The following is a 26556-nucleotide window of genomic DNA, read 5'->3' as shown; positions in this document are numbered from 1 at the left end:
GTCTTTTAATTAAGTGTAAACCACTCAATCTGTTTCTTCTTTTTCAACCATAAACTCCAGAGTACTTTATAGTTCGTTTTACGGTTTTCCTGCACATATTCATAAATCAAGGGCAACATCCTGGCTTTTTCCTCATAGAGAGGTACTTTATAGCTGTTGGATTTCTCGGTGTAAAGGGGATAGCTGCTTCCCGCCATCGTCTGACGGATTACAATGTCTTTCATCGGCACGCCCGGATTCCTCATCATATCGTAAATCATCATCATGATACCCGTGCGTCCCTTACCTGCATGACAGTGGAAATGCAGCCAGGCCTGACCCGGGCCAATTCTGTTTACAAAGGATATAAAACCGTCGATATCTTTCGCCGGGGGCCAGATATGGTCCCGAATCGGAATCCTCAGATATTTAAATCCTTCGCTTTCAACCAGTTCCTTTTCCGTTATAACGCTTTTAACATTGATTTCCATTCGGTCAATCGGCGTATTGCCTTTTCTGGTGTACGCCTGAATTGTTTTCCCAATCATTGCCCCAAAGCGCTTTGCTTCGTCAGCCTCAACCTCCTTAAGCGTCATCCCTTCATTTGCCCAGTTGTGAGACCCGTACCAGGAGAGCGGAATTCCTTCGTTAACAAAAACATGGCTTTCCTGTCGCAAATCAACAACATATATGTCCTTGCCCTTGGCGCATTCCCGCAAGACAGGAGCAAGCCTCCTGAACTGTGGCCCCGAAAACTGCGCGCTGCCCGAAATACACAGTGTATCCAGCCCTTCCGTGGAAGGTTTAAAATCCGGATCAAATCTGTACTTGGGGTTCACTTTCTTAAATTGATACCGGTGATCCGCCAGCAGTCTCACATTGGCCAGTTTGCCCTTCCAGCCGTTCAGTTTGTCCCTGTCTATCCTGACAAACGGTACTGCGGCTTCACCACAAGCTGTACATGCTGCAGAAAACAGAAACGACACAAACAGACACAGGATTACATAACGAAGCAAAAAGACGCTCTTATTATGCAGCATACCGCCCCAATAGACGGTCATGGTGTCATGTTTTTTTTTCGTCCCGTCACTGAGCAGCGCCCGATTTTTGTCGAACTGTGCAAAAATATCTGTTATAAACTGTGCCATAAGAAGTATCCCCCATTACAATAAATCAAAAAGGAGAATTGGTTAAATATAAACTCATAGCCTGTCTTGATATTATATTTTATCATAAAATACGGCGCTTTGCACTGAACACAAAAAAGTACGGCCTGCATTCTCTGCAAGCCGCACCGAAAGCCTTCTTTCTTTTTAACTTTTCCTCGGTTTCCTTACTTACACAAATTCGTAATCCTGTTCAGTTCCCTTACTCAATCAAACCGTTGCTCTCTTACTTAAACAAATCCTTGATCTTGTTCAGGAAGCTCTTCTCTTCCGGATTAATATTATCCCTGGCTACGTCGGCAAAATTACGCAGCACTGCTTTCTGCCGTTCCGTCAGCTTCGTAGGCACTACGACCTTGATGCGCACCAGCTGGTCGCCCCGGCCGGTTCCCCGCAGCCGCGGAATCCCTTTGCCACGCAGTCGCATCACGCGGCCCGGCTGGGTCCCTTCCGGAACCTTCATGACAACCTTGCCGTCCAGAGTAGGTACTTCCACCTCGGCGCCCAGAGAAGCCTGCACAATGTTGATGGGCACTTCGCAGTACACATCATTGCCGTCCCGTTCGAAGAATTTATGAGGTTTCACGAACAGGTAAACGTACAGATCGCCGTTCGGTCCGCCCTTGGCGCCGGCAGCGCCTTCGTTAGCCACACGTAAACGTGAACCGTCGGCCACGCCAGCCGGAACTTTTACTTTCAGGTTCTTCTGTTTCTTAACAGTTCCTGTACCGCGGCATTCATGGCAGGGGTCGGAAATAATCTTACCGTCCCCATGGCATTTCGGACAGGGCCGTACGGTCTGCATCTGCCCAAGCACCGTGTTCTGCACCACGCGGATCTGGCCGGTACCATGGCAGTCCGGACAGGTTTCCACTTTGGAACCGGGCTCCGCACCGTCGCCGTGGCAATGGTCACAGGTTTCATCCCGGTACAGGGAAATCTCTTTTTCTACGCCAAAGGCTGCCTCCTCAAAGGTCAGGTTAAGGTCAAAACGGAGGTCGCCGCCCCGCTGGGGTCCTTTGTCAGCCTGGCTGCCACGCCGTCCGCCGGCACCGCCGAAGAACATATCGAAAATGTCCTCCATGCCGTTGCCGAAACCGCCGGCACCAAAACCGCCAAAGCCTTCAAACCCGCCGAAACCGCCGGCACCACCCGCGCCGCCGTTTTCAAAGGCCGCCATGCCGAACTGGTCATACTGGGCACGCTTCTGTTCATCCGAAAGGACGCTGTACGCTTCGCTGCATTCCTTGAACTTTTCAGCGGCTTCCGGATTATCCTTGTTCAAATCAGGATGGTACTTGCGTGCCAGCTTGCGATATGCTTTTTTGATATCATCGGCGCTGGCGTCTTTGGAGACGCCAAGCACCTCATAAAAATCTCTTTTTTCAGCCATTGTTTTATCCCATCCCGCTGATTTTATTTCTTATCGTCAACAACTTCCGCGTCAACCACATCGTCTTCGGGCTTTTTGCCTTCGCCTGCGCCCTGCGCGCCGGATGCACCGGCAGCCCCTGCGTCGCCCTTATTGGCTTCCGCCTGTTTGTAGAGTTCAGCGGACAGTTCATATAACGGTTTGGTCAGCGCTTCGGTGGAAGCTTTGATCTTGTCGTTGTCGTTACCCTTCAGATCGGCTTTCAGGGTCTCCATCGCGGATTTTACTTTGGCGATCAGGTCGTCCTTGCCTTTGCCTTCCATATCTTTGATGGTCTTCTCCGCCTGGTAAATCAGAGAATCAGCCTGGTTGCGGATCTCTACGCCTTCCTTGCGTTTTTTGTCCGCTTCCGCGTTGGCTTCCGCTTCTTTTACCATGCGGTCTACTTCGTCCTTGCTCAGGGTACCGGAAGAAGTAATGGTAATCTTCTGTTCCTTGCCGGTGCCAAGATCCTTGGCGCTTACGTTTACGATACCGTTGGCATCGATATCAAACGCAACTTCAATCTTCGGAACTCCGCGGGGAGCTGCCGGGATGCCGCCCAGTTCGAAACGACCCAGGGTCTTGTTGTCTGCCGCCATATCTCGTTCGCCCTGCAACACATGGATATCAACGGAAGGCTGGTTATCCGTAGCTGTAGAGAACACCTGCTTCCGGGAAGTCGGAATGGTGGTGTTGCGGTCGATGATGCGGGTGAACACACCGCCCAGGGTTTCAATGCCCAGAGACAGCGGCGTTACATCCAGCAACAGTACGTCTTTTACTTCGCCTGCCAGTACGCCGGCCTGGATGGCAGCGCCGATGGCTACGCATTCGTCCGGGTTTACGTTGCGGGTAGGCTCTTTGCCCATCACCCGTTTGATAGCTTCCTGTACCGCAGGGATACGGGAAGAACCGCCAACCAGGATAACTTTGTTGATATCGCTGGCAGACAGGCCTGCATCGCTCAGTGCCCGTTTGGTCGGTCCAATGGTCCGTTCTACCAGATCTGCTGTCATCTCTTCGAATTTGGCGCGGGTCAGGTTCATATCCAGATGTTTCGGACCGTCAGCGCCAGCCGTGATGAACGGCAGGTTGATGTTGGTGGTCACCATGCTGGACAGTTCAATCTTGGCCTTTTCCGCTGCTTCACGCAGACGCTGCATGGCCATCTTGTCGTTGGACAGGTCAATACCGCTTTCTTTCTTGAATTCCGCAACCATCCAGTTCATGATGCGGTCGTCGAAATCGTCGCCGCCCAGATGGGTATCGCCGTTGGTGGCTTTTACTTCGAATACGCCATCGCCCAGTTCCAGGATGCTGACATCAAAGGTGCCGCCGCCCAGGTCATATACCAGGATGGTGTGGTCGTCGGTCTTGTCAATACCGTAAGCCAGGGAAGCCGCCGTAGGTTCGTTGATGATACGCAGCACTTCCAGACCGGCAATCTTGCCAGCGTCCTTGGTAGCCTGACGCTGGGAATCGGAGAAGTAAGCCGGAACGGTGATGACCGCCTGGGTTACGGTTTCTCCCAGATATTTTTCCGCGTCCGCTTTCAGCTTCTGCAGGATCATGGCGGAGATTTCTTCCGGGGAGAATTTCTTGTCACCGATTTCCACGCGGTAACCGGCTTCGCCCATGTGCCGTTTAATGGAGCTTACGGTACGGGCCGGATTGGAAATCGCCTGACGTTTTGCCATCTGACCAACCAGACGCTGGTCGTCTTTCGTGAAACCAACTACAGAAGGAGTCAGACGGCTGCCTTCCGGGTTCGTGATAACGGTGGGTTCGCCACCTTCCATTACTGCAACAACAGAGTTCGTAGTACCTAAGTCAATACCAATTACTTTAGACATGATGTATTCCTCCTTAAATTTTAAACTGAATTAATAAAACACTTTATAAATCTTTGAACCTTGCGGTTCATAACTTAAACATTTTTATGTTGCCGCGCCTGCTCTTCTTATTGCAACACCGGCACCCGCTTTTGCTTAAATCCGTTAACCGTTACTCGTTGCTGATGACGCGCACCTTGCTATGGCGCACCACTTTGTCGTGGAGCTGGTAGCCTTTTTCAAAAACCATGTCAATGGTCTCGTCTTCCATCTCCGGGTTCTGCCCCCGCATCACCGCTTCGTGAAAATTGGGGTTAAACTTTTCACCCTGGGCGGGGATTTCCTTCACGCCCAAGTCTTCCAGTGTTTTTACAAACTGCTTCTGGATGCCGGCCATGCCGTCCACCACGCTCTGCACGTCCGTCGCGTTTTCCGCCGCGGCTTCCGCCCGTTCGAAGTTATCCAGAATCTGTAAAAACTTGTTGACCACGCTGATGGTCACATACGTAGCCAGCTCTTCCCGCTCCGCTGTGTTGCGGCGGCGGAAATTATCGAAATCCGCCTGGAGGCGCAGCAACCGGTTTTTGATTTCCGTCGTTTCTTCCTCTTTTGTTTTTAGCAAAGCCGCCGTGGCTGTCAGTTTCGCCTGAACATCTTCCAGCGTTTCTTCTGCTGTTTCCTCCGGCTTTGCTTCCTCTGCAGCATTTCCGGCCGTCCCTTCCCCGTTTCCGGTTCCCGGGGCTTCCGCCTCTTCCGGCGCATTTCCGGCTGCGGCTTCCTCTCCGTTCTGCACAGTTGCGTTCCGGTTCGGATCAGTCGCTTCCCGGATCTCTTCTTCACTCTTCCTCGTAAACAACGCTGTTCCTCCTTTTGGGTTTCTTGTCTGTCAATCTATCAATCACTTCGGGTCTTTCAATATGGTTTCCAGATACTTGTGCAGATAATTCATCACCGCGATGACCTTGCGGTATTCCATCCGGGTAGGCCCCAGCACCGCCATAGTCCCTACGATCTGTCCGTTCAGCCGGTAGGTAGCCTGGACCATGCTGCAGTCCTTGATACCGGTGAACTTGTTCTCGCTGCCGATGGTCACCTTCAGGCCGGAGCCGTCCCCGGCGTTCAGGATATCCTTCACCACTTTTTCTTCTTCCAGGATCCCCAGCAGGTTTTTCACCCTGCTCACATCCTGGAACTCCGGCTGGTTCAGCAGCTGCTTGGCGCCGCCCAGGAACACTTTCTGCTCACTGTTTTTCGCGGCGATATTGCTGATGGCCTTCTTCAGGGAAGCCAGCATCACTTCGTCTTCGGATACAGCGGAGTACACCTCCTGAAGCAGGTCGCCCGTAATCTCTGTGAGTCTTCTGCCTTCCAGCAGGTTGCTCATCTTGCCGGAAAGGTAATCCAGTTCGGCGCTGCTCATCCCTGCCGGGATATCAATGAGCCCATTGTCCATGGCCCCGTCATCCGTGACGATGCACATAATCGCCTGGGTGTCGCTCAGGGGTAAAAACTTCAAGTATTTGAACCGGGCCGTGGATTTTTTGTTGGCCAGCACCAGTGAAACATTCTGGGTCATGCGGGACAGGATCTTGGCAGTGGATTTGAAAATGTCATCCATGTTTCGGATGCGTTCTTTATACCAGCTGTTGATCAGCGCCATGTCGTTTTCCGTCAGCACGCCGGGTTCTTCCTTCATGGAATCCACCATGGAATCCACATACAGGCGGTATGCCTGCGCCGAAGGAACACGCCCTGCCGAGGTATGGGGCTGTTCAAGGTAGCCTAACAGTTCCAGATCGCTCATCTCGTTACGGATGGTGGCCGGACTCAATCCCAGATTATGTTTGCGGGCAATGGTTCGCGAACCCACCGGTTCCGCAGTTTCAATGTAGTCTTCGATGATGATCTGCAGGATTTTCCGTTTACGGTCGTTTAACATAATCCCACCTCATCTTTGTTCAGGAGGCTTTTGTTGCCGGCCTCCTTCGTGTTTCTTGTTTTTGTTAGCACTCATGTGTGCAGAGTGCTAACATCTTTCACAATGTAAGAATAGCACCGGACCGGAAGAATGTCAATAGTCAAAAAGTTAAATTTTTATTTTTTACCATGCAATTCACACAAACTTCATAGTTTTGGAACGGAATGTCCCGATGTAAAGTAAAAACACCTGCACCCTTTCAGGTACAGGTGTCTGTTGCGAGATGTCGCGGTGTAACACATTTTAATCAGTTTTCACAGACGCGCGAAAAACCGGGTTCCTGCATTCACCTCAAATAAATGCTTCAAAGGCCCGGTTGCCGTATCGCATCCCGTATGAGGTCAGACGCAGCGTTCTGCCCTCGCATTCTGCCATCTTCCTGTCCAGCAGGGTCTGAATTTCCTTACCATAGCTTTCCAATATGTCAATACCAAATCGTTGCTGTATTTTCTGCAGGTTCACACCGTCAGTCATACGCAGGCCCATAATCATTGCTTCACTTATCTGTGTTTTACGGTCAAGGTGTTCGGTTTGCCACTGACCGCTGTCAGTTTTGAGAGCAGAAAGCGAAAGCTTGGCTGACCCTTGAATATATCGCAGCACATCAGCCGTATTCGTCCGCCGTTCTGTCCCGGTAAACGAACAGGCGCCCACGCCGAAAGCCGCGTACGGTTCATAATGCCAGTACACTATATTATGAAGCGATTCTTCTCCCGGCACAGCATAATTGGAAATCTCATAACGCTGCAGACCGGCTTTCGCCAAAACGTCCGTTGTCATTGCATACATATTATAAGAAACTTCTTCATCCGGCAGCTGCACCTTGCCTCCCCTGACCATTCGTTCCAGCGGCGTTCCTTCTTCTAAAATCAGGCTGTAAGCGGAAATGTGCGACAGGTTCATCTGCAAGATCTTATCCATTGTGTCGCGGAAGGACTCCACCGTCTGACAGGGAATACCGGACATCAGATCCGCATTAATACGCCGGAAGCCGGCCTGCTTCGCCTCTTCTATTGCATACAGCGCCTGCTCTGCCGTATGGACGCGTCCCAGTGCCAGCAGTTCCTTATTTTGCAAAGACTGTACGCCTAAACTGGTCCGGTCAAAGCCAATCTCGCGCAGTGCCTTCAGCTTTCCAGCATTTACTGTTCCGGGATTCGCTTCAACGGTCGCTTCCGCAGGATCGTTCCACCAACCGCAATGCTTAAGGGTTGAAACGATTTTTCCAATCTGCTCTACAGTAAGAACCGTGGGTGTACCCCCGCCGAAATACATCGTCGCATTTTCCGCAACCGGCAGCTCACGCTGTAAGGAGCGAACCTCGATTTCCCTGCAGAGCGCATCCACATATCGTTGCCTCACTTCTTCCGGAAACCCGGCATAAGACGGAAAATCACAGTATAAACATTTTTGCAAACAAAAAGGGGTATGTACATATACCCCTTGAAACTGTTCCCAACGTTCCATTGTTTTACTTCTTCTTATCCATACTTAAAATTGCCATGAAGGCTTCCTGGGGCAGTTCCACCGTGCCCACCTGCTTCATACGCTTTTTGCCGGCTTTCTGTTTTTCCAGCAGTTTCCGTTTCCGGGTGATGTCGCCGCCGTAACATTTGGCCAGCACGTCTTTGCGGAGCGCCGCCACATCTTCCCGGGCGATGACCTTGTTGCCGATGGCCGCCTGTACCGGGATGGAGAACTGCTGGCGGGGAATCAGGCTCCGCAGCCGTTCCACCAGCCGGCGTCCCTGTACCTGGGCATTCTCCCGGTGTACGATGGCCGACAGGGCATCCACCGGATCCCCGTTCAGCAGAATATCCACTTTCACCAGGTCGCTGGGCTTGTAGCCGGACAGTTCGTAATCCAGGGAAGCATAGCCCCGGCTGCAACTCTTCAAACGGTCAAAATAATCGTAAATGATCTCCGACAAGGGCAGCGAATAATGGATCATGACCCTGTCCTCATCCAGATAGGTCATGTTCTGGTATTCCCCGCGCTTTTCCTGCGACAGTTCCATGACCGCCCCCACATAGTCCTTGGGCACGATAATCGTCGCCGTCACATAAGGTTCCGATACCGTCGCGATAACCGTAGGATCCGGGAAGGCAGAAGGATTATCCACCAGTTCAATATCGCCGTTGGTCTTGTCAATCTGATACACTACGTTAGGCGCGGTAGTGATCAGGTCTAATTTATACTCTCGTTCCAGTCTTTCTTTGATGACGTCCATATGCAGGAGCCCAAGGAAACCGCAGCGGAAACCAAAACCCAACGCGGTAGATGTTTCCGGCTCAAACAGCAGGGCCGCGTCATTCAGATGAAGTTTTTCCAATGCGTCCCGCAGATTGTCATAATCCGTATTTTCTACCGGATACAGACCGCAGAACACCATAGGCGTAGCTTTCCGATAGCCCGGCAACGGCTCGTCCGCCGGATGGACGGCATCCGTCACCGTATCCCCCACCCGGGCCTCGCCGACCGTTTTGATGGCGGCCGCCAGAAAACCTACTTCACCGGCTGTCAGTACATCCACATTAACGGGAGCAGGCTTGAACACGCCTACCTCCGTTACTTCATAAGTGGCGCCTGTTGCCATCATCTCAATCTTCATGCCCTTGCGGATCGTTCCGTCATAGACACGCAAATATAATAGCACACCTTTGTAGGAATCAAATTTGGAATCAAACACCAACGCCTTTAACGGTTTGTTATCGTCACACACCGGAGCGGGAATCCGTTCCACGATGGCCTCCAGGATATCTTCTACCCCTTCCCCGGTCTTGGCACTGCAAAGCACCGCCTCGCTGGCGTCGATGCCGATGACATCTTCAATTTCCTTACGTACCTTATCCGGGTCGGCGCTGGGCAGATCGATTTTGTTGATGACCGGAATAATCTCCAGATTGTTATCCAGCGCCAGATAGGTATTGGCCAGGGTCTGGGCTTCGATGCCCTGGCTGGCGTCAATGACCAGCAGGGCCCCTTCGCAGGCAGCCAAGGCACGGGACACTTCATAGTTAAAATCCACATGGCCCGGCGTGTCAATAAAGTTCAGCATGTAGTCTTCGCCGTTTTTTGCACGGTAAATGCTTTGCACCGCCTGATCCTTGATCGTAATGCCCCGTTCCTTTTCCAGGTCCATGGAATCCAGGATCTGCTCCTCCATCTCGCGTTTGGATAAGGTTCCGGTCATTTCAATTAAGCGGTCGGCCAGAGTCGACTTGCCGTGATCAATATGGGCAATAATAGAAAAATTACGGATGTGGTCTTTCTGCATTTTATTCTAGCGGCTTATGCCGTTCCTTTCTGTAAGCAGTGTTCTTTTCTAAGCAGGCTGCCGTTGGCCGTAAGTAACTGCATCAATCAGCGGATACTTACGGCTTATCATGCCTGCCGGTATTTCATTGTTACTTAATAATTATATACGATATTCAAAATTTATAAAAGAAATATTTCAGGAATTGCAAAATCATCTTGCATAAACTAAACTCACGTGGTAAAATACTCTGGTAAAAGTTATAGTAGGAGGTGAATCTGTTGCCTAACATTAAATCTTCTATCCGCAGCGTAAAGACCGACGCTGAACGCCGCGCCACCAACGCAGCCAAGAAAAGCGCCGTACGCACGGTTGCCAAAAAAGTAGAAGCTAAAGTTGCCGAAGGAAACAAAGCGGAAGCCGAAGTTACGTTAAAGAACGCTTCCAGCTTGCTGGATAAAGCGGCTCAGGACGGTGTTATTTCCAAGAATGCCGCTGCCCGCAAAAAATCTAAACTGGCTAAAAAAGTTAACAAGGTACAGTAATTGTTCCTGACAAAACATCCTGCTTACTGCGTAGGCAGGTTTTTTGTTTTACAGGGGATGATTTGCAGTAAAAAAACGGCAGCGGGCTGATACGTACAGCCCTACTGCCCACACATACAAAAACACCCGCCTGAAAAACAGGCGGGTGTTTCATTACATTACATTATTATTTCGCTTTTTTGGCAGCTTTCTTTTTTGCCGGTTTATTAACCGCATCTTTGAATGCTTTGCCAGCCTTGAACGCAGGAACCGTTGCCGCAGCGATTTTAATGGGTTTGCCGGTCTGCGGGTTCTTGCCGGTACGGGCAGCGCGTGCACGGGCTTCGAAGGTGCCGAAACCGATCAGCTGAACTTTACCTTTTTTAGCAACTTCAGCAATCACGTTTGCGGTGAGGGCTTTCAGAACCATTTCAACACATTTTTTGGGCATGCCGCTTGCTTCAGCGGTTGCAGCTACGAGTTCTTTTTTGTTCATGATGTACGCTCCTTTTCAAAAATATTGTGAGAGTGCATGACTACTGGGTTCAAAAATATAATATCAGTATTAATCAGTGTTTGCAAGGGGTAAAAGGGTTTTCTGCAAAAAATCTTCTATTTGTTATCCTTCTTATTGTTTTCCATGATCCGCTGCAGTTCCTGCATGAAGTTCTGCACGTCCGCAAACTGTCTGTATACCGACGCAAAGCGGACATACGCAATCTGGTCCGTCTTTTCCAGATGTTCCATAACCAGTTCCCCGATTTCCCGGCTGGTGACTTCCGACTCACCTTTAAGGCGCAGTTCCCGTTCAATCTCATGCGCAATGTCCTGCACAGTTTCCGTTGAAACGGGCCGTTTCTCAAACGCTTTCAGCAATCCGCCGAACAACTTTCCACCATCAAACAGTTCCCGACGTCCGTCTTTCTTATTGACCACCAGCGGTGTTTCTTCATATTTCTCATACGTGGTAAAACGCCGGCCGCACTTGGGACACTCCCGGCGGCGGCGAATAGACGCGCCGCTTTCAACGGAGCGGGAATCGATTACCCGGCTGTCTTCAAAAGAACAAAACGGACATCTCATAAGTACACTATCCTTTCATCGACGGAGTAAAAGCAGATTGGAGTCAGTAACAGAATATAACAAAGCGGCAGTATTACACTGCCGCATGGTTTTACGAAATACTCAGCGGATCCAGGGCGGGACCTCCGGAGTTGAAGGGAACGGATTAGGATTAATGATAGGTTTCGGTCCCGGCGCGGGAGGTGCCTGTACCGGTTTGGGGGCCGGTTTGGGAACCGCCGGACGCGGCGTAACTTTTATGCCGGCCTTCTGGATAGTCGCCTGACCCGTCAAAGCCGGGTTCTTCCCGTTAAAGCCGGTTGCGATCACGGTTACGCGAATCTCGTCATCCAGTTTTTCGTCGATGACCGCGCCAAAGATAATATTGGCGTCCGGATCCACGGCTTCCGTAATGATGTTCGATGCTTCCGTAACGTCAAACAGGGACAGATCTTTGCCGCCGGTGATATTGAACAGCACGCCCCGGGCCCCTTCGATGGATGCTTCCAGCAACGGGCTCTTGATAGCCGCTTCCGCGGCTGCCACTGCGCCGTTTTCACCTTTGGCGGTACCGATACCCATTAACGCAGAACCTGCATTGGACATAATGGTTTTTACGTCCGCGAAGTCAGCGTTGATCAGACCGGGAACGGAAATCAAATCGGAAATGCCCTGAACGCCCTGACGCAATACATCATCAGCAATGCGGAACGCATCCAGCATACTGGTCCTGCGGTCGATGACCTGCAGCAGGCGATCATTGGGAATAGTAATCAGCGTATCTACACGGTCTTTTAAATTCACGATGCCGGCTTCCGCCTGATTCATCCGGCGTTTGCCTTCAAAGGAAAATGGCTTGGTCACTACGCCGACAGTAAGCGCGCCTGCTTCCCGGGCGCATTCCGCCACGATGGGAGCCGCACCGGTTCCCGTGCCGCCGCCCATACCTGCAGTTACGAAAACCATGTCCGCGCCCCGTAACTGTTCAACCAGGAGCTCTCTGGATTCTTCCGCAGCCTTTTGCCCGATTTCCGGATTGGCTCCGGCGCCCAGACCTTTGGTCAGCTTTTCCCCGATCTGGATACGGTTCTGCGCTTTGGAGAGCAGCAGTGCCTGGGCATCGCAGTTAATCGCGATAAACTCCACGCCCTGCAGCCCGGAGGTGATCATGCGGTTTACCGCATTATTACCGCCACCGCCTACACCAACGACTTTGATCTTCGCCAGCGTTTCCGGAGTGATGCCGGAATCAGCCGGATTATTCATGATATCTTCAAACATATTCGGTATCCCCCTACTTAATAATACTACCTGTTGTTATTATACCATCCAATTCAAAAATAAAAAAGCAAATTATGTAAAAGCTGAAAAGAAATTCTTTATAAAAAGTACTTTTTCCTGCTGCACCTTACGGAGTTCAAACATATTTCATAATTACTCTTATTTTTTCAGATACAACCGGCGGATAATAGCCAGATTGTTAAAAATCCGCATGCCCAAGACCAGAATTACTATCAGATAGAAATCGATATCCATCTTGATTCCCGCGTAACAGAAAAATACAGACAGGAGAATGTTGACGACGAAACCGGAAATAAACACCAGATTGTCATAGTCGCCTTCCATCGCCGCACGAAGTCCTCCGAAAGCGGTATCAAGTCCCGCCATCAGCGCTACAGAAAAATAGGGAGCGTAAATTTTAGGAATAAAGCCCGGGGTCAGAACGCCTCCCACAATGCCAAAAATCAGGCCGATAATCGCATAAATCATTGGGCACCTCCGGCATTCTTCTGCGAGGCCTGCCGGCCTTCGGATTTTTCTGCATCTGCACCAGATATTTTTTCAGAAGTTCCTCTGTCAACCGTCACGGTCTGGCCTGCTTCCTTCTTTTCTTCTTCGGACACTGCTTTTGCAAACTCAAAAGTACGTTTTCCTTTAAACGCAGGAACCCTTACTTTGTCTGACTGCACGACATCCGCCCTGATGCCCCAGAACTTAAAGTTTTCAATAACCCCTCCGCGCAATTTCAGGGAGCTTTCCAGCGTCTGGGGATTACCGATTGCCAAAATGACAAAGGGTGCTGCCAGCCGTCTCTCATTGACAAGGACTGTGGGACCGACACAACGAATCTCACTGGAACCGATCAACCGCTGTCCGTTCAGGGAAATTGCTTCCGCTCCGGCGGCGCGCAACTCGTTTACCACACGAAGCAGGTCTTCATCGTGGATAATATAAAGATTTTTGTTTTCCCCGGTTTTGGCAGCCTGTTTGCTGTCATCAAGAGTAAAAACAATCCCCTTCCCTTCCATTTCCGTTTCGCCCGCCCGGGCTTTCAGGTCGTCCATCTCTTTCTGCGCAGCCCCGGATATCCGGCCTGCCCTGTACTCATCCAGCTCTTTTGCCAGCTTATCCCTGTCATCCTGCACTTCCTTCAGGCGGACCGTTAAATCTTCCGCGCGCTGTATCGCCAGATTCTGATATTGATTATGTGATCTCAGCTGCATGGTGATCATATAGCCCAAAATAATACATACCAGAAATATTAATATTCTGGTATGTTTATTTTTTACTGTCATCATCTGTAGTTCCTCTTTTCTGCAACCTGTTCCGTAAACAGGCATCCCTGCAGTTTTTGTTCTCCCGTATATTTAATATAATAATACAAATCATGGATTTGGGCAATCAGCGGTTTCACTTTATTGTGCCTGCTGCCTCAGGCGGACAAAGGGCTTGCTGTACTGCAGGTCCATATACTCGACCTGCACCTTTTTTCCTTTCATCTCGTTAAAGACGGTCATGAACAGTTCCGCCTTCCCGGCCAGTTCGTTGACAGGACCCAAAATAACCGGAAAACCGTACCGCATGTGTACGGTCAGTTTCTTTTCCGTGTCCACGCTCAGGTCCGCAATCTGTTCCTTTGCGTCTGGCTGCAGTTTATCCATAAATTTCAGCACTTCCCGGATCATATCGTTCTGCAGGGTGTCCCCGATAAACGCATTGCCGCAGGCAACGCCTGCCAGACGGGGAACAGACGCGTCTTTGATGCCGTCAGTCATTTCCATGACCAAAGCTGTCTTATCCAGCTTGGCATAATTGCCGTAATCCGTTATTACATATAAAACGGGCTTTCGTTCTTTGATATACACGTTCAGTACAGAGGGGAAATCATAATGGGCTTCCGCGCTCTCCACTCTCACATCCCCCTGCAGCGATGTCACGATTTTGTTTTTGGAAACCAGAAACAGATTAACCGGTTCCCTGGCGTCTGCCATCTGCAATATCTTTTCCCGGGTGAACTGTCTGCTTCCGTGAATCACGATATCCCCATAGGCAAAGTCCGGCCGGTGCACATATTTCCAGCCGGCAACCACAAGAGCGGCAAAAAGCAGCAGGCCTAAAAGCCATACTATATCATTCAGCCGTTTGCGGCGATGGTCTGCCTGCAGTCTTTCCTGAGAAGATCCCATACTCAAAGCCTCCGGGATATGCAAATTTATCCTTACAGATGCGCTGTTTCCAATATCATTTCACATAAGTCGCCAAAGTCCGTACCTTCTGCCCTGGCTGCATCCGGCACCAGGCTGGTAGGTGTCATGCCGGGGACTGTATTCATCTCCAGCACATAACATTTGCCGTCCTTGTCAATCATGCAGTCCGTGCGGGCCACACCGGCACAGCCCAAGACTTCAAAGGCCTTCACGGAAATGTCTTTCAGCGTCCGGGTAATATCCTCCGGCAACGGCGCCGGGACCAGATGATCCACGCCGCCCGCCGAATATTTGGCATTAAAATCGTACCATTCCGCATGGGGATGTATCAGAATCACAGGCCAGACTTTAACGGAACCGTCTTTTAAGCGCATCATGCATACAGATGTTTCCTGCCCGGCGATATACTCCTCCACCAGCACTTCTTCATCGTATTGGAACGCCTCATCCAGTGCTTTCTGAAGACCAGAAATTTCCTTTTCAATGGTAACACCCAGCGAACTTCCCTGGGATACAGGTTTCACAACTACCGGCAGAGAAAATTTATCCGTGATGGCTTTGATCATATCCTGTTTTCCCCGGTCCCGGCGATGCAGGAAAATATAATCCGGTGTCGGGATGTTGCTGCCCAGGAATACCCGTTTGGCAGCCAGTTTGTTCATGCTCACGGAACTGGCCAGTACGCCGGAACCAGTATAGGGAATCCCCATCATTTCCAACGCGCTCTGCAGCCTTCCGTCCTCGCCGTATAAACCGTGCACGGCAATCACCACCACATCCGCGCCGCTTTCCTTCACCTGCTCGGAAAAATTATGCGGCACCAGTCGGATTTCCTTCACGTTATAACCTTTACCCCGCAACGCTGACGCCATAGCGTGACCCGTGGACAGGGATATCTGTTCTTCCGCCGAAGGACCACCCATCACGACGGCCACTGTTTTGTCTTTATCCATATCATTTCTCCACTTTATTTTTCCACTTGCCTGAACTCTTTTACCAGTTCTTCACCGATCCGGAACACATCCCCGGCCCCCATGGTGATGACCAGGTCGCCTTCTTTGCAGTTTTTAAAGAGATGTTCTTCCACTCTGGAAAAACTGTCAATGTACATAACGTCCTGCCCCGTAGTGACTTTTATGGATTCCGCCAGCCCCCTGCCGCTGACACCGGGAATCGGTGCCTCACCGGCAGAATAAATATGAGTCAGAATCAGTTTGTCACAGTTGGTAAAGCATTTACAGAACTCTTCGTATAACAGCTTCGTCCGGCTGTACCGGTGGGGCTGAAATACGCATACGATCCGTTTTGCCCCGGTTTCCTTCGCTGCCTGCAGCGTTGCCATAATCTCGGTAGGATGGTGTGCGTAATCGTCCACGATCCAGATTCCGTTTTCCTTGCCTTTTGTTTCAAAACGACGTTTGGCTCCGGAGAATTTTGCCAGCGCATCCACGCTGACTTCCGGCGAGATACCCATCAGGGAGGCAGCCGCAAAAGCCCCCAGCGAATTCAGCACATTATGCCTGCCCGGCACAATCAGATGCACAGAGATTAATTTCGCGCCCCCGTGATACAGGTCATAGTCCGTACCTTCTACACTGTGCCGGATATTCTTTGCGCAAAAATCACAATCCTCTGTCAAACCGTAGGTAATAAAAGGAAGTTCCGTTTCTTCCGACAGGCGGCGCACTTTTTCGTTATCCAGGCACAGAACAGCAGTCCCACCATCTCTCATGTGGGAAAGGTATTCTTTAAAGGCCTGATAAATATTCTCTTCCGTCCCGTAATGGTCCAGATGATCGTCTTCAATATTGGTAATAACAGGAATAAACGGGGTAAATTTTAAGAAAGAACCGTCGCTTTCGTCCGCTTCCGCTACGACCCATTCGCTTTCACCGTTCCGCGCATTCCCTCCCAGCGCCGTCACATCACCGCCAATCACAACCGTCGGATCGATACCCGCTTCGGCCGCAATTACGCCAATCATGGCGCTGGTTGTGGTTTTACCGTGGGCACCTGCTACGGCGACCCCTTTTGTTCCCTCGCCGTTCAGAAGCGCCATCAGCACATCGCTGCGGTGTAAAACAGGAATATTCTTCTTGCGGGCAGCAACCAGTTCCGGATTTGTTTTGGGAATGGCAGAGGAAACAACCACGGCCTCTGCTCCCTCAATCTGACAATCATCATGCCCCATATAGACCAAAGCACCCGCTTCCGCCAGCTCATAGGCCATATGCCCGGCCTGCAGATCGGAGCCTGTTACGTCAAAGCCGCGTTTTACCAGCACATAAGCCAACGCGCTCATACCGGCGCCTCCGATACCGATAAAGTGGATATGTCTGTACTTGTCCAACATCTGCTTTACCTCCGCTTTTTGGGTTCCCTTGCATTCTTTCATGCCGGCCATACAGTCGTGCCTGCCGGCATTCAGTCATACGGTCAGGATTCCCTTGTATTTATCAAAGCTGTTGCCTGTTTTGCTATTTCCATAGCGGCCTCCGGCCGTCCGGCTTTCGCCGCAGCCTGCTGCATTTGCCGCAGCTCTTTATCATGAAGCAGCAGACGCTCAACCTTTTCGTGAAGAGCCTCTCCTGTCAGTTCCCTGTCTAAAATCACCTGCGCTGCACCGGCTGATTCCAGCGCCCTGGCATTGAATTCCTGATGGTTGCCCGTTGCATACGGGAACGGTATCAGGATAGACGGAATCCCTTTTGCCGTCAGTTCCGCAAGACCGATAGCACCGGCCCGGAACACCGCAAGATCGGCTGCCGCCAGCGCCATGGGCATATCGTACAAATAAGGCGATACGTGGATATTCGGCTTAAATCCTCCCGCTTCCTCAACCTGCTTCATATAGGCTTCGTAATTATTTTTTCCGGTGGCGTGCAGTATCTGCACATCGTCCCTCCCGGAAAGATCCTTTTCCAACTGGAACGCGGCTTTGTTAATGGACGCGGCGCCCAGGCTTCCGCCGGCGATCAGGATCGTCTTTTTATTCATATCCAGTTGGAAGAACTTCAGAGCTTCCCAGCGGGTATGACTTAAAATTTCTTCCCGGATCGGATTTCCTGTAAAAACCTTTTGTGCTTTTCCCTTAAAATATTTGTCCGCTTCTTTATATCCTAAAAATATTTTTTTGACAAAATGAGACAATATCTTGTTGGTCACCCCCGGCAGGGCATTCTGTTCCTGCACGCAGGATGGGATTCCCTGCATAGCCGCCAGAAATACGACAGGCCCGCATACATAACCGCCCGTACCAATGACCAGGTCCGGTTTATGGACTGCCAGCAGTTTTTTTGCGTCCCCGAGACCGATGAACAGCTTATATACCGAACGGAACGTGTCCACGCCCAGGCTCCGCCTGAACCCCTGTACATCAATAAAATCAATGGGATAACCCGCGCGGGGTACAAGATCCTTTTCCAGCCCGTGGGTCGTACCCACAAAACGTATCTCCGCTTCCGGGTAAAGCTTTTTGATTGTATCCGCAATGGTAAGCGCCGGATAAATGTGTCCCCCGGTACCGCCACCGGATACTATAATCTTCATCTGATTCTGATCTCCATTCTGCTTTTTTATTTCAGTTCGTGCACCAGTTTCTTAAAATAGCGTCCCCTTTCGCCCATGTCATGGAACATATCGAAAGAGGAACAGGCCGGAGACAGCAGCACCACCTGAGGTGCTTTTGCCCTGGCATAAGCCGTGTCAACCGCGTCTTTAAAAGAATCCACTACAACTATATTCTCAACGCCGGCTGCCGTGGCAGCCTTGTAAAACCTTTCCTTTGCCTCGCCCAGAAGAATCAGCAGGTCAGTTTTCTCCCGAATCAGGTTCATCATGGGTTCCAGCGGGGTCATCTTGTCATGGCCGCCCGCCAGCAGGATGATATGTCCGCTGGGAAACGCTTCCAGCGCTTTGATCACAGAATCCGTATTAGTCGCCTTGGAATCATTATAGTACGGGACTCCGTGAATCGTCGTAACATATTCGATACGGTGTTCCACGCCCTTAAACCCCAGCAGTGTTTCCCGCATTTTTTCCGGGGTCACTCCTGCAAAAAAACCGCAGGCAATGGCCGCCAGTACATTTTCTTCGTTGTGGGCGCCAAAAATCTGGAGCTCATTTTTATGGCAAATCTCTTTCACAGCATTTTTCCACTTAATGAAAAAACTGCCGTCTTTCATATAAACGCCTTCCGGCAATGCCGCCTTGCGGCTGAAATAGCACAATGTGCCTTTCGAATATTTCCCCCAGGTGCGGACCTCCGGATCGTCATAGTTCAAAATCGTAATCTGTCTGGCAGTCTGATTGATGAAAATATTCCTTTTACAACGGGCATATTCCTCCATGGTTTTATGGCGCTCCATGTGGTCCGGCGTAAGGTTCAGGATTGCCGCCACATCCGGGCAGAACTCTTTGATGCCTTCCAGCTGGTAACTGGATACTTCCGCCGCTACCCAGCTGTTCTTATCCAGCCCTTTTACTTCTCTGGAAAGAGCCCGGCCGATATTGCCGCCCACCGCCGTCTTTACCGGCAGCGTCTTCAGCATTTCGCCGACAAGAGTCGTTGTAGTGGTTTTTCCGTTGGTTCCGGTGATGGCCACCATGTGTCCGATATAATTGCGCCAGGCCAATTCGATTTCGCTGATGACCTCCACGCCCTTTTCACGGGCTTTTTGCAACTCCGGAAGATTCCCCGGCACCGCCGGCGATAATACGACCTGCTGCACCCGCCCCAATGTCTCCGCGAGATTTCCGCAGACAAATCCGCCGCCCTGCCGTGCCAGTAATTCTTCTAGTTCAGGTTCCAGCTGTTTCGGGGTGTCATCATACAGATAAACCGTCCTGCCCTGCTCAACCAGTTCCATCGCCGCGCCTTTGCCGCTGATACCGGCGCCAAATACCATTACATTTTGAATATCGGACATATTACATGCCACCCTTTCCCAGGAACCACAGCCCTATGCCGGCCAGACAGAAAACACAGCTCGCCAGCGTAAACACTGCCACGACTTTCGTTTCTTTCCATCCGCCCAGTTCAAAGTGATGATGGATCGGCGTCATACGGAAGACGCGTTTTCCCCCTGTATGTTTAAAATATACAACCTGGATAATAACAGACAATGCTTCCAATACATACATTCCGCCTATAATAACCAGCAGGATCTCTGTATGGGTCAGCAGAGCCAGCGCCGCTACTGCGCCGCCTAAAGCCAGTGATCCTGTATCTCCCATAAACACTTTGGCCGGATGATGATTCCAGACAAGAAAACCCAGACAACTTCCCAAAACGGCTGCCGCAAACAGGCACAAATCCCCTTCTCCCGCCTGCCATGCTATATACGAATATGCAGTCAGAACTGGTATGCTGACGCTGGAAACCAGCCCGTCCAGTCCGTCCGTCAGATTTACCGCATTCGTGGTTCCCACCAGAAGAAGCAGTACCAATACGTAATACAGCCAGCCCATATGGACAGAAACAGCGGTCCCCGGGACCCATAAATCCGTGCCGGATGCCCCTGCGTGCTGCTCCACATAATAAATATACGCCATTGCAAGCGCAACCTGCAGAGCCAGCTTCTGCTTTGCCGTAAGCCCCAGATTCCGTTTCATTACGACCTTGATATAATCGTCAAGAAAGCCTATCAGCGCATGGCCGAAGGTCAGTACAAAAGCAATGATGATCAACGGTGTAAAACGGTTCCAAACCACCATGGCCACAAACAGCCCGCACAGCATCATAATGCCCCCCATGGTGGGCGTACCACTTTTTTTCATGTGGCTGGCCGGGCCTACATCACGAATACTCTGCCCGAACTTCAATTTATGTAGGATCGGAATCAATACCGGACCCAACGCTGCGCATACAATCAAGGACGTCAGCAACGCCCCAATGACCTGCATGCCCGTTACTTCCATACTGCGCACCAGACTTTCCTGATTGATTCGAAAATGGCAGGATATCCTGTCATTCCCGGACAACATTACTTTCTATAAATTACAATACTCATTTACTTTTTGAAAACCAGATCGATGATTCCGGATACCTGCATGGAATGGGAACCTTTCAGCAGGACGATATCCCCCGGCTGCAGGATATCTGCCAGCTTATCTGCCGCACCCTGCCGGTCAGTAAAATGACAGGCTGCAACGCCTTCAGCAGCAGCAGCTTCCACAGTAGCTTTTGTTTCCGGCCCATACCCTAGCAGAATATCGGTTTTCGCTTTAGCCGCCATCCGCCCGACACTCTGATGTGCTTCCGCAGCCGTATCTCCCAGTTCCAGCATATCCGCCACCACCGCAATGGTACGGCAGGGCAGTTTTGCGCTCTGTTTCAGCCTTGCCAGCGTGGCAAAGGCTGCTTCCATAGATGCGGGACTGGCGTTATAAGCATCGTTAATCACTGTATAACTGCCAAAATGCAAAAGTTCCTGCCGGCTTCCCGTCAATACCGTTCCCTGCAAAGCTTCTTTTATATTATTTAATTTTACACCAAAATGCCTGCCAACTGCAATAGCAGATAAAGCATTCATCACATTATGCTCGCCGATTTGCGGGATAAAAAACGCCGCCGTTCCGTCTGCCGTTTTGCATACAAAACGGCTTCCCTCTGCGGTAATTTCCACATTCTCTGCCCGTACGTCATTTGCTTCGGCAAACCCGAACCAGCTTACTTTCGTATGCAGCTTATTCTCCATGGCGCGTACCCTGGGAAGATCCCCGTTCAGTACGGCAAACCCGTCGGACGGCAGGTCCTCCAGAATTTCGCTTTTCGCTTTTGCTATATTATCCAGACTGCCCAGTTCACCAACGTGAGTGGATCCCACATTAGAAATAACTGCCACATCCGGGCAGGCAATGGCGCACATGGCTTTAATCTGGCCTAACCCGCGCATGCCCATCTCTACCACTGCAATCTCCGTATCCGGCCGAATGCTTAACAACGTCCGGGGCAGGCCGATTTCATTGTTGAAATTCGCCTGGGTCTTCACTACGTTGTACCGAGATGAAAGCACCGCTGCCACCATATCCTTGGTAGATGTTTTCCCGTTGGAACCGGTAATTGCCACAACTTTCAGACCGGGGAATTTCATACGGTACGCGTGGGCGATGTCCTGATAGCCTTTTAAAGTGTCTTTTACATAAATGACAGGAATCCCTTCCACGTCTACCTTCCGGGATGCAAGGATGCCCGCCGCGCCGTTTTCCGCCGCTTTTCCCGCATAGGCGTGGCCGTCAAAGGTTTCGCCTTTTAAAGCTATAAACAGTTCTCCATTTTTAATGGTCCGTGTGTCCGTATTTATACCAGTGAAATCGGGATTACCGGCAAAGTCGCATTGGCCGCCCGCAGCGGTCACGACTTCCTGTAACGTAATCATGCTTTCTTTCCTTTCCAATATTCTTCCACCACTTCTTTATCGTCAAAATGGATAGTCCGGTCTTTCAGTATCTGATAGTTTTCATGGCCCTTTCCCGCAATCATGATCACATCTTTATCTCCTGCATGGGCCAGCGCATAATAGATGGCTTCTTTCCTGTCAGCAATCCGTGTAACCGTTTTCCCCTCCGGCACCGGTTGCAAGGCCACTTCAATCTGGTCGATAATCTTTTCCGGGTCTTCACTGCGGGGATTATCCGAAGTAACAACCACATCATCCGCAAGCTGCAGGGCGATGCCGCCCATGATGGGGCGTTTCTTGTTATCCCGGTCACCGCCGCAGCCGAACACCGCCCACAGACGTCCTTTGGTAATCAGGCGCGCTGTATTCAGAACGTTCTCCAGACCGTCCGGTGTGTGGGCATAATCCACGATTACCGTGTACGGCTGGCCCGCTTCCACCAACTGGAATCGCCCCGGCACCCCGGCAAAACCGTTCAGCACCTTTTCGATTTCGACTTTGTCGATTTTTTCTGCCAGCAGGGCGCCCACTGCGCACATCACATTGTAAACATTGAACTTACCGGTAATATTTAAATGCAGATCCATATCCCCCGCCGGCGTGTGCAGGCACAGATTCATGCCCTTGGCGCCCACTTCATAAGCAAGCGGATAAATATCGTTCTCTTTTCCCATGCCATAAGTAAGATACGCCGCTTTCGTCCGCGCTTCTATAATCTTGCTGGCAGGTTCGTCCGCATTAAACACCGCCGTCTTGTTTGGTTTTTCTCCGTCCGTCAGATGTTCAAACAGCAGACTCTTGGCCTCCCGGTAGGCTTCCATGGTTTTGTGGAAGTCCAGGTGGTCTTCCGTGATATTGGTCAGCACCGCCGTGTCGTATTCGATACCGGCTACACGTTTCAGCGCCAGCGCGTGGGAGGAAACCTCCATCACCACATACCGGCAGCCCGCTTCTTTCATGCGATACAGGAACTTCTGCAGATCTACCACGTCCGGGGTAGTGTTATGGGATACTATGGACTCCTCGTCGATCAGGACGTTGATGGTACCGATCATACCGCACTTGAATCCGGCACTTTTCAGGACCTGCCGGATGATGTTTGTGCTGGTGGTTTTGCCGTTGGTCCCGGTCACGCCGATCATACGCATGTTCTTGCCGGGATAATCAAAAAAGAACGGCGCGATGATTTCCATTGCTTTGCGCACATCCTTAACCTGCAGCAGCGTTAAACCTTCCGGAATTACAGTGGGAACATCTTCCACCAGGGCCGCTGCAGCTCCAGCTTCTGCCGCCTTTCCCAGGAATTTGTGTCCGTCCACATGGGCGCCCTTTAAAGCGATGAACAGGCTCCCTTGCTGCACGACGCGGGAATCTGCCGTGATATCCGTCACCGTTTTGTCCGTTGTACCTATTACATTTACTTCGGGCAGCAACTCAATCAACTGTTGTAATTTTTTCTGCATAGCACACTCCCCCTTAAATTGAAACGGCAGCCTGTAAAGGCTGCCTCTCAAAATTCTTTTTTCATTCTTACGCAAAATTTTAAAAGGCTATGATAAGTTCAAGACCTGTTACTGTCTTATCTTAACACTAACCTACTGATTGACGGCTTTGACATAAATGTTGCTGCGGGCCACTTTCATTCCCAACTGCTTCTCTGCGATTGAAGTAATGCGTTCCGGTCCTTTCAGCTGATCCACCTCGATTTTCAGTTCGGCATTCTTGGCTATCAGCTGGGATTCCTGGGTTTGCAGTTTGATCAGATGATTGCCCGCGCTCACCAGAGCGGCGCTGCGCATAACCGTAGCGAAATACATTGCCAGCACCAGCCCCACTGTAACAAACAAACGGCGGCGGAACAGTTTATAGTTGGCCTTACGGATGCGTTGGCGGCGCTGTTCCAGTTCATTAAGCTCTCTGAGCCGCTCCTGCTCCGACTGCGTCCATTGGTCCTCATAATTGTACTTTCTAGCTAACATATGCTTTTGCCTGCCTTTTTATATAATACTTCTGTCTGAAGATTCCTTCTTTGTCTGGTCAACCCGTTATAACTTTTCCGCAAAACGCAGCCTTGCGCTTCTTGCCCTTGGGTTCATTGCTACTTCCTTATCCCCGGGGACCAGGCTGCCCGGTTTGCTAATCAGCGGTTTCCTTCCACACACACAGGGCATATGAGGCGGACAGATACATCCTCTTGCCAGCTGGGCCAGTTTCTGCTTTACAATCCTGTCTTCCAATGACTGGAACGTGATGACTCCGATTCGTCCGCCAGGCCGTAGCGCATTTACCGCATCCTCCACTACCTGATCAAGGATGTTCAGTTCATCATTCACTTCAATCCGCAGAGCCTGAAAGGTTCTCTTTGCCGGATGGGGGCCGTCTTTACGGGCTCCTTTGGGAATCGCTTTTTTTATAACTTCTACCAGTTCTCCGGTAGTATGCAACGGCTTTTTCTGCCGCTCCGCTACAATAAACTGCGCGATCCGTTTCGCCCACCGTTCTTCCCCATACCGCCAGATCAGTCCGGCGAGTTCTGCTTCGCTGTACATATTTACGATGGTATCCGCGGTCAGTGTGCTTTCCTGGTTCATCCGCATATCCAGCGGACCTTCATGCATGTAAGAAAAGCCCCGTTCCGGCGTATCCAATTGATAGGAAGATACTCCCAAATCAAAGAGGATGCCTGTAACCTTTTCTACGTCCAGTTTATGCAAAACTTCTTTCAACTCTTTAAAGTTGGACCTTACGATCTCTACTATGCACTGTGCGTCTTTTAGCCGTTCTTTCGCCGCAGCCAGCGCATCATCATCCTGATCGATACCAATCAGCCGTCCTTTATCCGACAGTCGTGCAACAATTTCAGAAGAATGACCGGCCCCGCCCAGCGTACAGTCCACATAAATGCCGTCCGGATCTGTAACCAGCCAGTCTATACATTCTTTCAGAAGAACACTTACATGAGCAAATTCCATAAACGCCTCATCAAATGTCCAGATTCAGGTCGTCAAGACCTTCCTCTATCATCTGTTCTGCAGCTGCATTTCGCTCCTGCCACCTCTCTGCAGACCAGATTTCCGCTTTGTCGCCTACACCGACTATTACGGTATCCTTATTGATACCTGCGTGTTCCCGCAGGCTGGCACTCAGCAGCACGCGCCCCTGCTTATCGCAGGAAAATTCATCCGCGCCGGAGAAGAAAAATCGTTTAATATCCCGGTTCTTTTTCTGCCCCATGGACAACGCGTTCAACTTGTCCGAAAACAGTTTCCACTGTTCTTCGTCATATATCATCAGGCAATGATCAAATCCTTTGCTGATGAAAAAGCGCTTTCCCAAAACATCCCGTAATTTGGCAGGAATGAAGAGACGACCTTTGTCGTCTAAAGAATGCCGGTACTCACCCAGGAACATTTTCTTCACCCCTTTGCCCCACATTTCACCACTTTTCACCATTATACAGGCATTCCCCTTATTTTGCAATACTTTTATTGATGTTTTTTGAAAAAAGAATGAATTTTTATTTCCTGTCTTTTCCTTTTCATACAACAATGCTATAATATCACTGCAACAATATTTTTACGAGGTGAACAATATGGAAGTAAAAGACGTTAAAAACACTGCTGACGTGATTACGGCAGACACCAATATTATCGAAGCCGTTCAGGCGCATCCGGAGATTATGCAGGTATTTGCCGATTACGGTCTGGGCTGCATAGGCTGTATGGCTGCCCAGTTTGAAACCATCGGTGAAGGTGCCGGTGCCCATGGTCTGGATGTGCCCGCTCTGATCAAAGACATCAACGAATGCATCAAAGATAACGCGGCAAAATAGTACGTAATTCGCAGCAACACAAAAGCGGCTGTACCCTTTCAGGTACAGCCGCTTTTGTGTTGAAACTAATGGGCTAAATACTTAGCGGCCTGCTATTCCCGACAAACCGCTTTTGTATGCCGGACTGTTACGGATTTATGTTTTCTCTTTTCCTCTGTCCTGCATTTCTTTCCATAACTGCTCTACCGTTTTCTTCAGTACCGGATGTACCATATGCGGTGCAATCTGCACCAGTGGGCGCAGCACAAAATCCCGGTTCTGCATATCCGGATGAGGCACTTTCAATTCGGGCAGTTCAATGATCCGGTCGTCATACAACAGCAGGTCCAAATCGATATTCCGCTCTCCCCAGCGGCGGACTCGTTTCCGGCCCATCTCCCGTTCAGTCTGCAATAAAATCTGCAACAACTCTGCCGGAGATTTATCCGTTTCTATTTCCGCCACAGCATTCAGAAAGTCCGGCTGGTCCACTACGCCATAGGGTGCAGTCGAAATAAAACCGGAAACCCGGCAGACCGTTATGCCTTTTTTAGTCAAACGCCGCAGGGCTTCTTTCAGATTATTCTCTTTGTCTCCCAGGTTGCTGCCTAGCGCAATATAAATTGCCATAACCATTCCTTAGTCA

The 26556-nt window shown here is 50.5% G+C and carries 26 protein-coding genes; 2 read left to right on the top strand and 24 right to left on the bottom strand.

The window, feature by feature from the left end; all coding sequences use genetic code 11:
• Positions 1 to 5: 5 nt before the first annotated feature.
• The 7 genes from BM159_RS04890 to lepA all read right to left on the bottom strand — a co-directional run bounded on the left by BM159_RS04890 (position 6) and on the right by lepA (position 9646).
• The gene (locus tag BM159_RS04890; protein WP_093913134.1) at positions 6 to 1127 is read right to left on the bottom strand and encodes a phosphatase domain-containing putative toxin; all 1122 of its coding nucleotides are present in this window, start codon (positions 1125 to 1127) and stop codon (positions 6 to 8) included.
• A 244-nt stretch (positions 1128 to 1371) separates the two neighbouring features.
• Positions 1372 to 2538: a molecular chaperone DnaJ gene (gene dnaJ / locus BM159_RS04885; RefSeq protein ID WP_093913133.1), complete on the bottom strand. Its 1167-nt coding sequence runs from the start codon at positions 2536 to 2538 to the stop codon at positions 1372 to 1374.
• A gap of 23 nt (positions 2539 to 2561) precedes the next feature.
• Positions 2562 to 4412, bottom strand: coding sequence for a molecular chaperone DnaK (gene dnaK, locus BM159_RS04880; RefSeq protein ID WP_093913132.1), 1851 nt, complete (start codon positions 4410 to 4412; stop codon positions 2562 to 2564).
• Positions 4413 to 4563: 151 nt separating this feature from the next.
• Positions 4564 to 5247, bottom strand: a complete 684-nt coding sequence (grpE, locus tag BM159_RS04875) for a nucleotide exchange factor GrpE (RefSeq protein ID WP_245763640.1) — start codon at positions 5245 to 5247, stop codon at positions 4564 to 4566.
• A gap of 42 nt (positions 5248 to 5289) precedes the next feature.
• Positions 5290 to 6330: a heat-inducible transcriptional repressor HrcA gene (hrcA, locus tag BM159_RS04870; RefSeq protein ID WP_093913131.1), complete on the bottom strand. Its 1041-nt coding sequence runs from the start codon at positions 6328 to 6330 to the stop codon at positions 5290 to 5292.
• A gap of 330 nt (positions 6331 to 6660) precedes the next feature.
• Positions 6661 to 7836 (bottom strand): radical SAM family heme chaperone HemW, encoded by a 1176-nt coding sequence (gene hemW, locus BM159_RS04865; protein ID WP_093913130.1) that lies wholly within the window; start codon positions 7834 to 7836, stop codon positions 6661 to 6663.
• Between the two features lie 4 nt (positions 7837 to 7840).
• Positions 7841 to 9646: a translation elongation factor 4 gene (gene lepA / locus BM159_RS04860; RefSeq protein ID WP_093913129.1), complete on the bottom strand. Its 1806-nt coding sequence runs from the start codon at positions 9644 to 9646 to the stop codon at positions 7841 to 7843.
• Positions 9647 to 9906: 260 nt separating this feature from the next.
• On the opposite strand from lepA, the gene rpsT reads away from it, so the two are divergent.
• A complete protein-coding gene (gene rpsT / locus BM159_RS04855) occupies positions 9907 to 10170 on the top strand; it encodes a 30S ribosomal protein S20 (protein ID WP_093913128.1) in 264 nt (87 codons plus the stop codon).
• A gap of 166 nt (positions 10171 to 10336) precedes the next feature.
• On the opposite strand, the gene BM159_RS04850 is transcribed toward rpsT, so the two are convergent.
• The 16 genes from BM159_RS04850 to mraZ form a co-directional block, all read right to left on the bottom strand.
• Complete coding sequence (locus tag BM159_RS04850; RefSeq protein WP_093913127.1) at positions 10337 to 10645, bottom strand: HU family DNA-binding protein; 309 nt, start codon at positions 10643 to 10645, stop codon at positions 10337 to 10339.
• Positions 10646 to 10761: 116 nt separating this feature from the next.
• On the bottom strand, positions 10762 to 11232 hold the full coding sequence (gene nrdR / locus BM159_RS04845; RefSeq protein ID WP_093913126.1) for a transcriptional regulator NrdR: 471 nt from the start codon (positions 11230 to 11232) through the stop codon (positions 10762 to 10764).
• A gap of 102 nt (positions 11233 to 11334) precedes the next feature.
• Positions 11335 to 12492, bottom strand: coding sequence for a cell division protein FtsZ (ftsZ, locus tag BM159_RS04840; protein ID WP_245763639.1), 1158 nt, complete (start codon positions 12490 to 12492; stop codon positions 11335 to 11337).
• A gap of 159 nt (positions 12493 to 12651) precedes the next feature.
• Positions 12652 to 12981, bottom strand: coding sequence for a small basic family protein (locus tag BM159_RS04835; protein WP_093913125.1), 330 nt, complete (start codon positions 12979 to 12981; stop codon positions 12652 to 12654).
• Positions 12978 to 13790 (bottom strand): DUF881 domain-containing protein, encoded by an 813-nt coding sequence (locus tag BM159_RS04830; protein WP_245763638.1) that lies wholly within the window; start codon positions 13788 to 13790, stop codon positions 12978 to 12980. The genes BM159_RS04835 and BM159_RS04830 overlap by 4 nt, the downstream gene beginning before the upstream one ends.
• A gap of 117 nt (positions 13791 to 13907) precedes the next feature.
• The gene (locus tag BM159_RS04825) at positions 13908 to 14678 is read right to left on the bottom strand and encodes a cell division protein FtsQ/DivIB (protein ID WP_093913124.1); all 771 of its coding nucleotides are present in this window, start codon (positions 14676 to 14678) and stop codon (positions 13908 to 13910) included.
• A 32-nt stretch (positions 14679 to 14710) separates the two neighbouring features.
• Positions 14711 to 15652: a D-alanine--D-alanine ligase gene (locus BM159_RS04820; RefSeq protein WP_093913123.1), complete on the bottom strand. Its 942-nt coding sequence runs from the start codon at positions 15650 to 15652 to the stop codon at positions 14711 to 14713.
• 14 nt (positions 15653 to 15666) lie between these two features.
• Complete coding sequence (gene murC / locus BM159_RS04815; RefSeq protein ID WP_093913185.1) at positions 15667 to 17052, bottom strand: UDP-N-acetylmuramate--L-alanine ligase; 1386 nt, start codon at positions 17050 to 17052, stop codon at positions 15667 to 15669.
• Between the two features lie 83 nt (positions 17053 to 17135).
• Complete coding sequence (gene murG, locus BM159_RS04810) at positions 17136 to 18248, bottom strand: undecaprenyldiphospho-muramoylpentapeptide beta-N-acetylglucosaminyltransferase (RefSeq protein WP_093913122.1); 1113 nt, start codon at positions 18246 to 18248, stop codon at positions 17136 to 17138.
• Between the two features lie 26 nt (positions 18249 to 18274).
• A complete protein-coding gene (gene murD, locus BM159_RS04805) occupies positions 18275 to 19627 on the bottom strand; it encodes a UDP-N-acetylmuramoyl-L-alanine--D-glutamate ligase (protein WP_093913121.1) in 1353 nt (450 codons plus the stop codon).
• 1 nt (position 19628) lies between these two features.
• Positions 19629 to 20618, bottom strand: a complete 990-nt coding sequence (gene mraY / locus BM159_RS04800; protein ID WP_218149511.1) for a phospho-N-acetylmuramoyl-pentapeptide-transferase — start codon at positions 20616 to 20618, stop codon at positions 19629 to 19631.
• A gap of 92 nt (positions 20619 to 20710) precedes the next feature.
• The gene (locus BM159_RS04795) at positions 20711 to 22078 is read right to left on the bottom strand and encodes a UDP-N-acetylmuramoyl-tripeptide--D-alanyl-D-alanine ligase (protein ID WP_093913120.1); all 1368 of its coding nucleotides are present in this window, start codon (positions 22076 to 22078) and stop codon (positions 20711 to 20713) included.
• On the bottom strand, positions 22075 to 23562 hold the full coding sequence (locus BM159_RS04790; RefSeq protein ID WP_093913119.1) for a UDP-N-acetylmuramoyl-L-alanyl-D-glutamate--2,6-diaminopimelate ligase: 1488 nt from the start codon (positions 23560 to 23562) through the stop codon (positions 22075 to 22077). The genes BM159_RS04795 and BM159_RS04790 overlap by 4 nt, the downstream gene beginning before the upstream one ends.
• A 132-nt stretch (positions 23563 to 23694) precedes the next feature.
• Complete coding sequence (gene ftsL, locus BM159_RS04785; RefSeq protein ID WP_093913118.1) at positions 23695 to 24078, bottom strand: cell division protein FtsL; 384 nt, start codon at positions 24076 to 24078, stop codon at positions 23695 to 23697.
• Positions 24079 to 24144: 66 nt separating this feature from the next.
• Positions 24145 to 25071 carry a 16S rRNA (cytosine(1402)-N(4))-methyltransferase RsmH gene (rsmH, locus tag BM159_RS04780; RefSeq protein WP_093913117.1) on the bottom strand — a complete coding sequence of 309 codons (927 nt, stop codon included), beginning with the start codon at positions 25069 to 25071 and terminating at the stop codon, positions 24145 to 24147.
• Positions 25072 to 25081: 10 nt separating this feature from the next.
• Complete coding sequence (gene mraZ / locus BM159_RS04775; protein WP_245763636.1) at positions 25082 to 25552, bottom strand: division/cell wall cluster transcriptional repressor MraZ; 471 nt, start codon at positions 25550 to 25552, stop codon at positions 25082 to 25084.
• A 139-nt stretch (positions 25553 to 25691) separates the two neighbouring features.
• Here mraZ and BM159_RS04770 point away from each other — a divergent pair, with 139 nt between their 5' ends.
• Positions 25692 to 25931: a DUF1858 domain-containing protein gene (locus BM159_RS04770; protein ID WP_093913116.1), complete on the top strand. Its 240-nt coding sequence runs from the start codon at positions 25692 to 25694 to the stop codon at positions 25929 to 25931.
• Positions 25932 to 26066: 135 nt separating this feature from the next.
• Here the strand turns inward: BM159_RS04770 and folK are convergent, their stop codons facing one another.
• Entirely contained in the window at positions 26067 to 26540 is a 474-nt protein-coding gene (folK, locus tag BM159_RS04765) for a 2-amino-4-hydroxy-6-hydroxymethyldihydropteridine diphosphokinase (RefSeq protein WP_093913182.1), read from the bottom strand.
• Between the last annotated feature and the right edge of the window lie 16 nt (positions 26541 to 26556).

This window comes from Succiniclasticum ruminis DSM 9236, assembly GCF_900112895.1.
In the GTDB taxonomy this organism is placed as follows: Bacteria; Bacillota; Negativicutes; order Acidaminococcales; family Acidaminococcaceae; genus Succiniclasticum; species Succiniclasticum ruminis.
The sequence above is the reverse complement of the archived record's forward strand: the minus strand, read 5'-3'. Positions and strand labels throughout refer to the sequence as shown.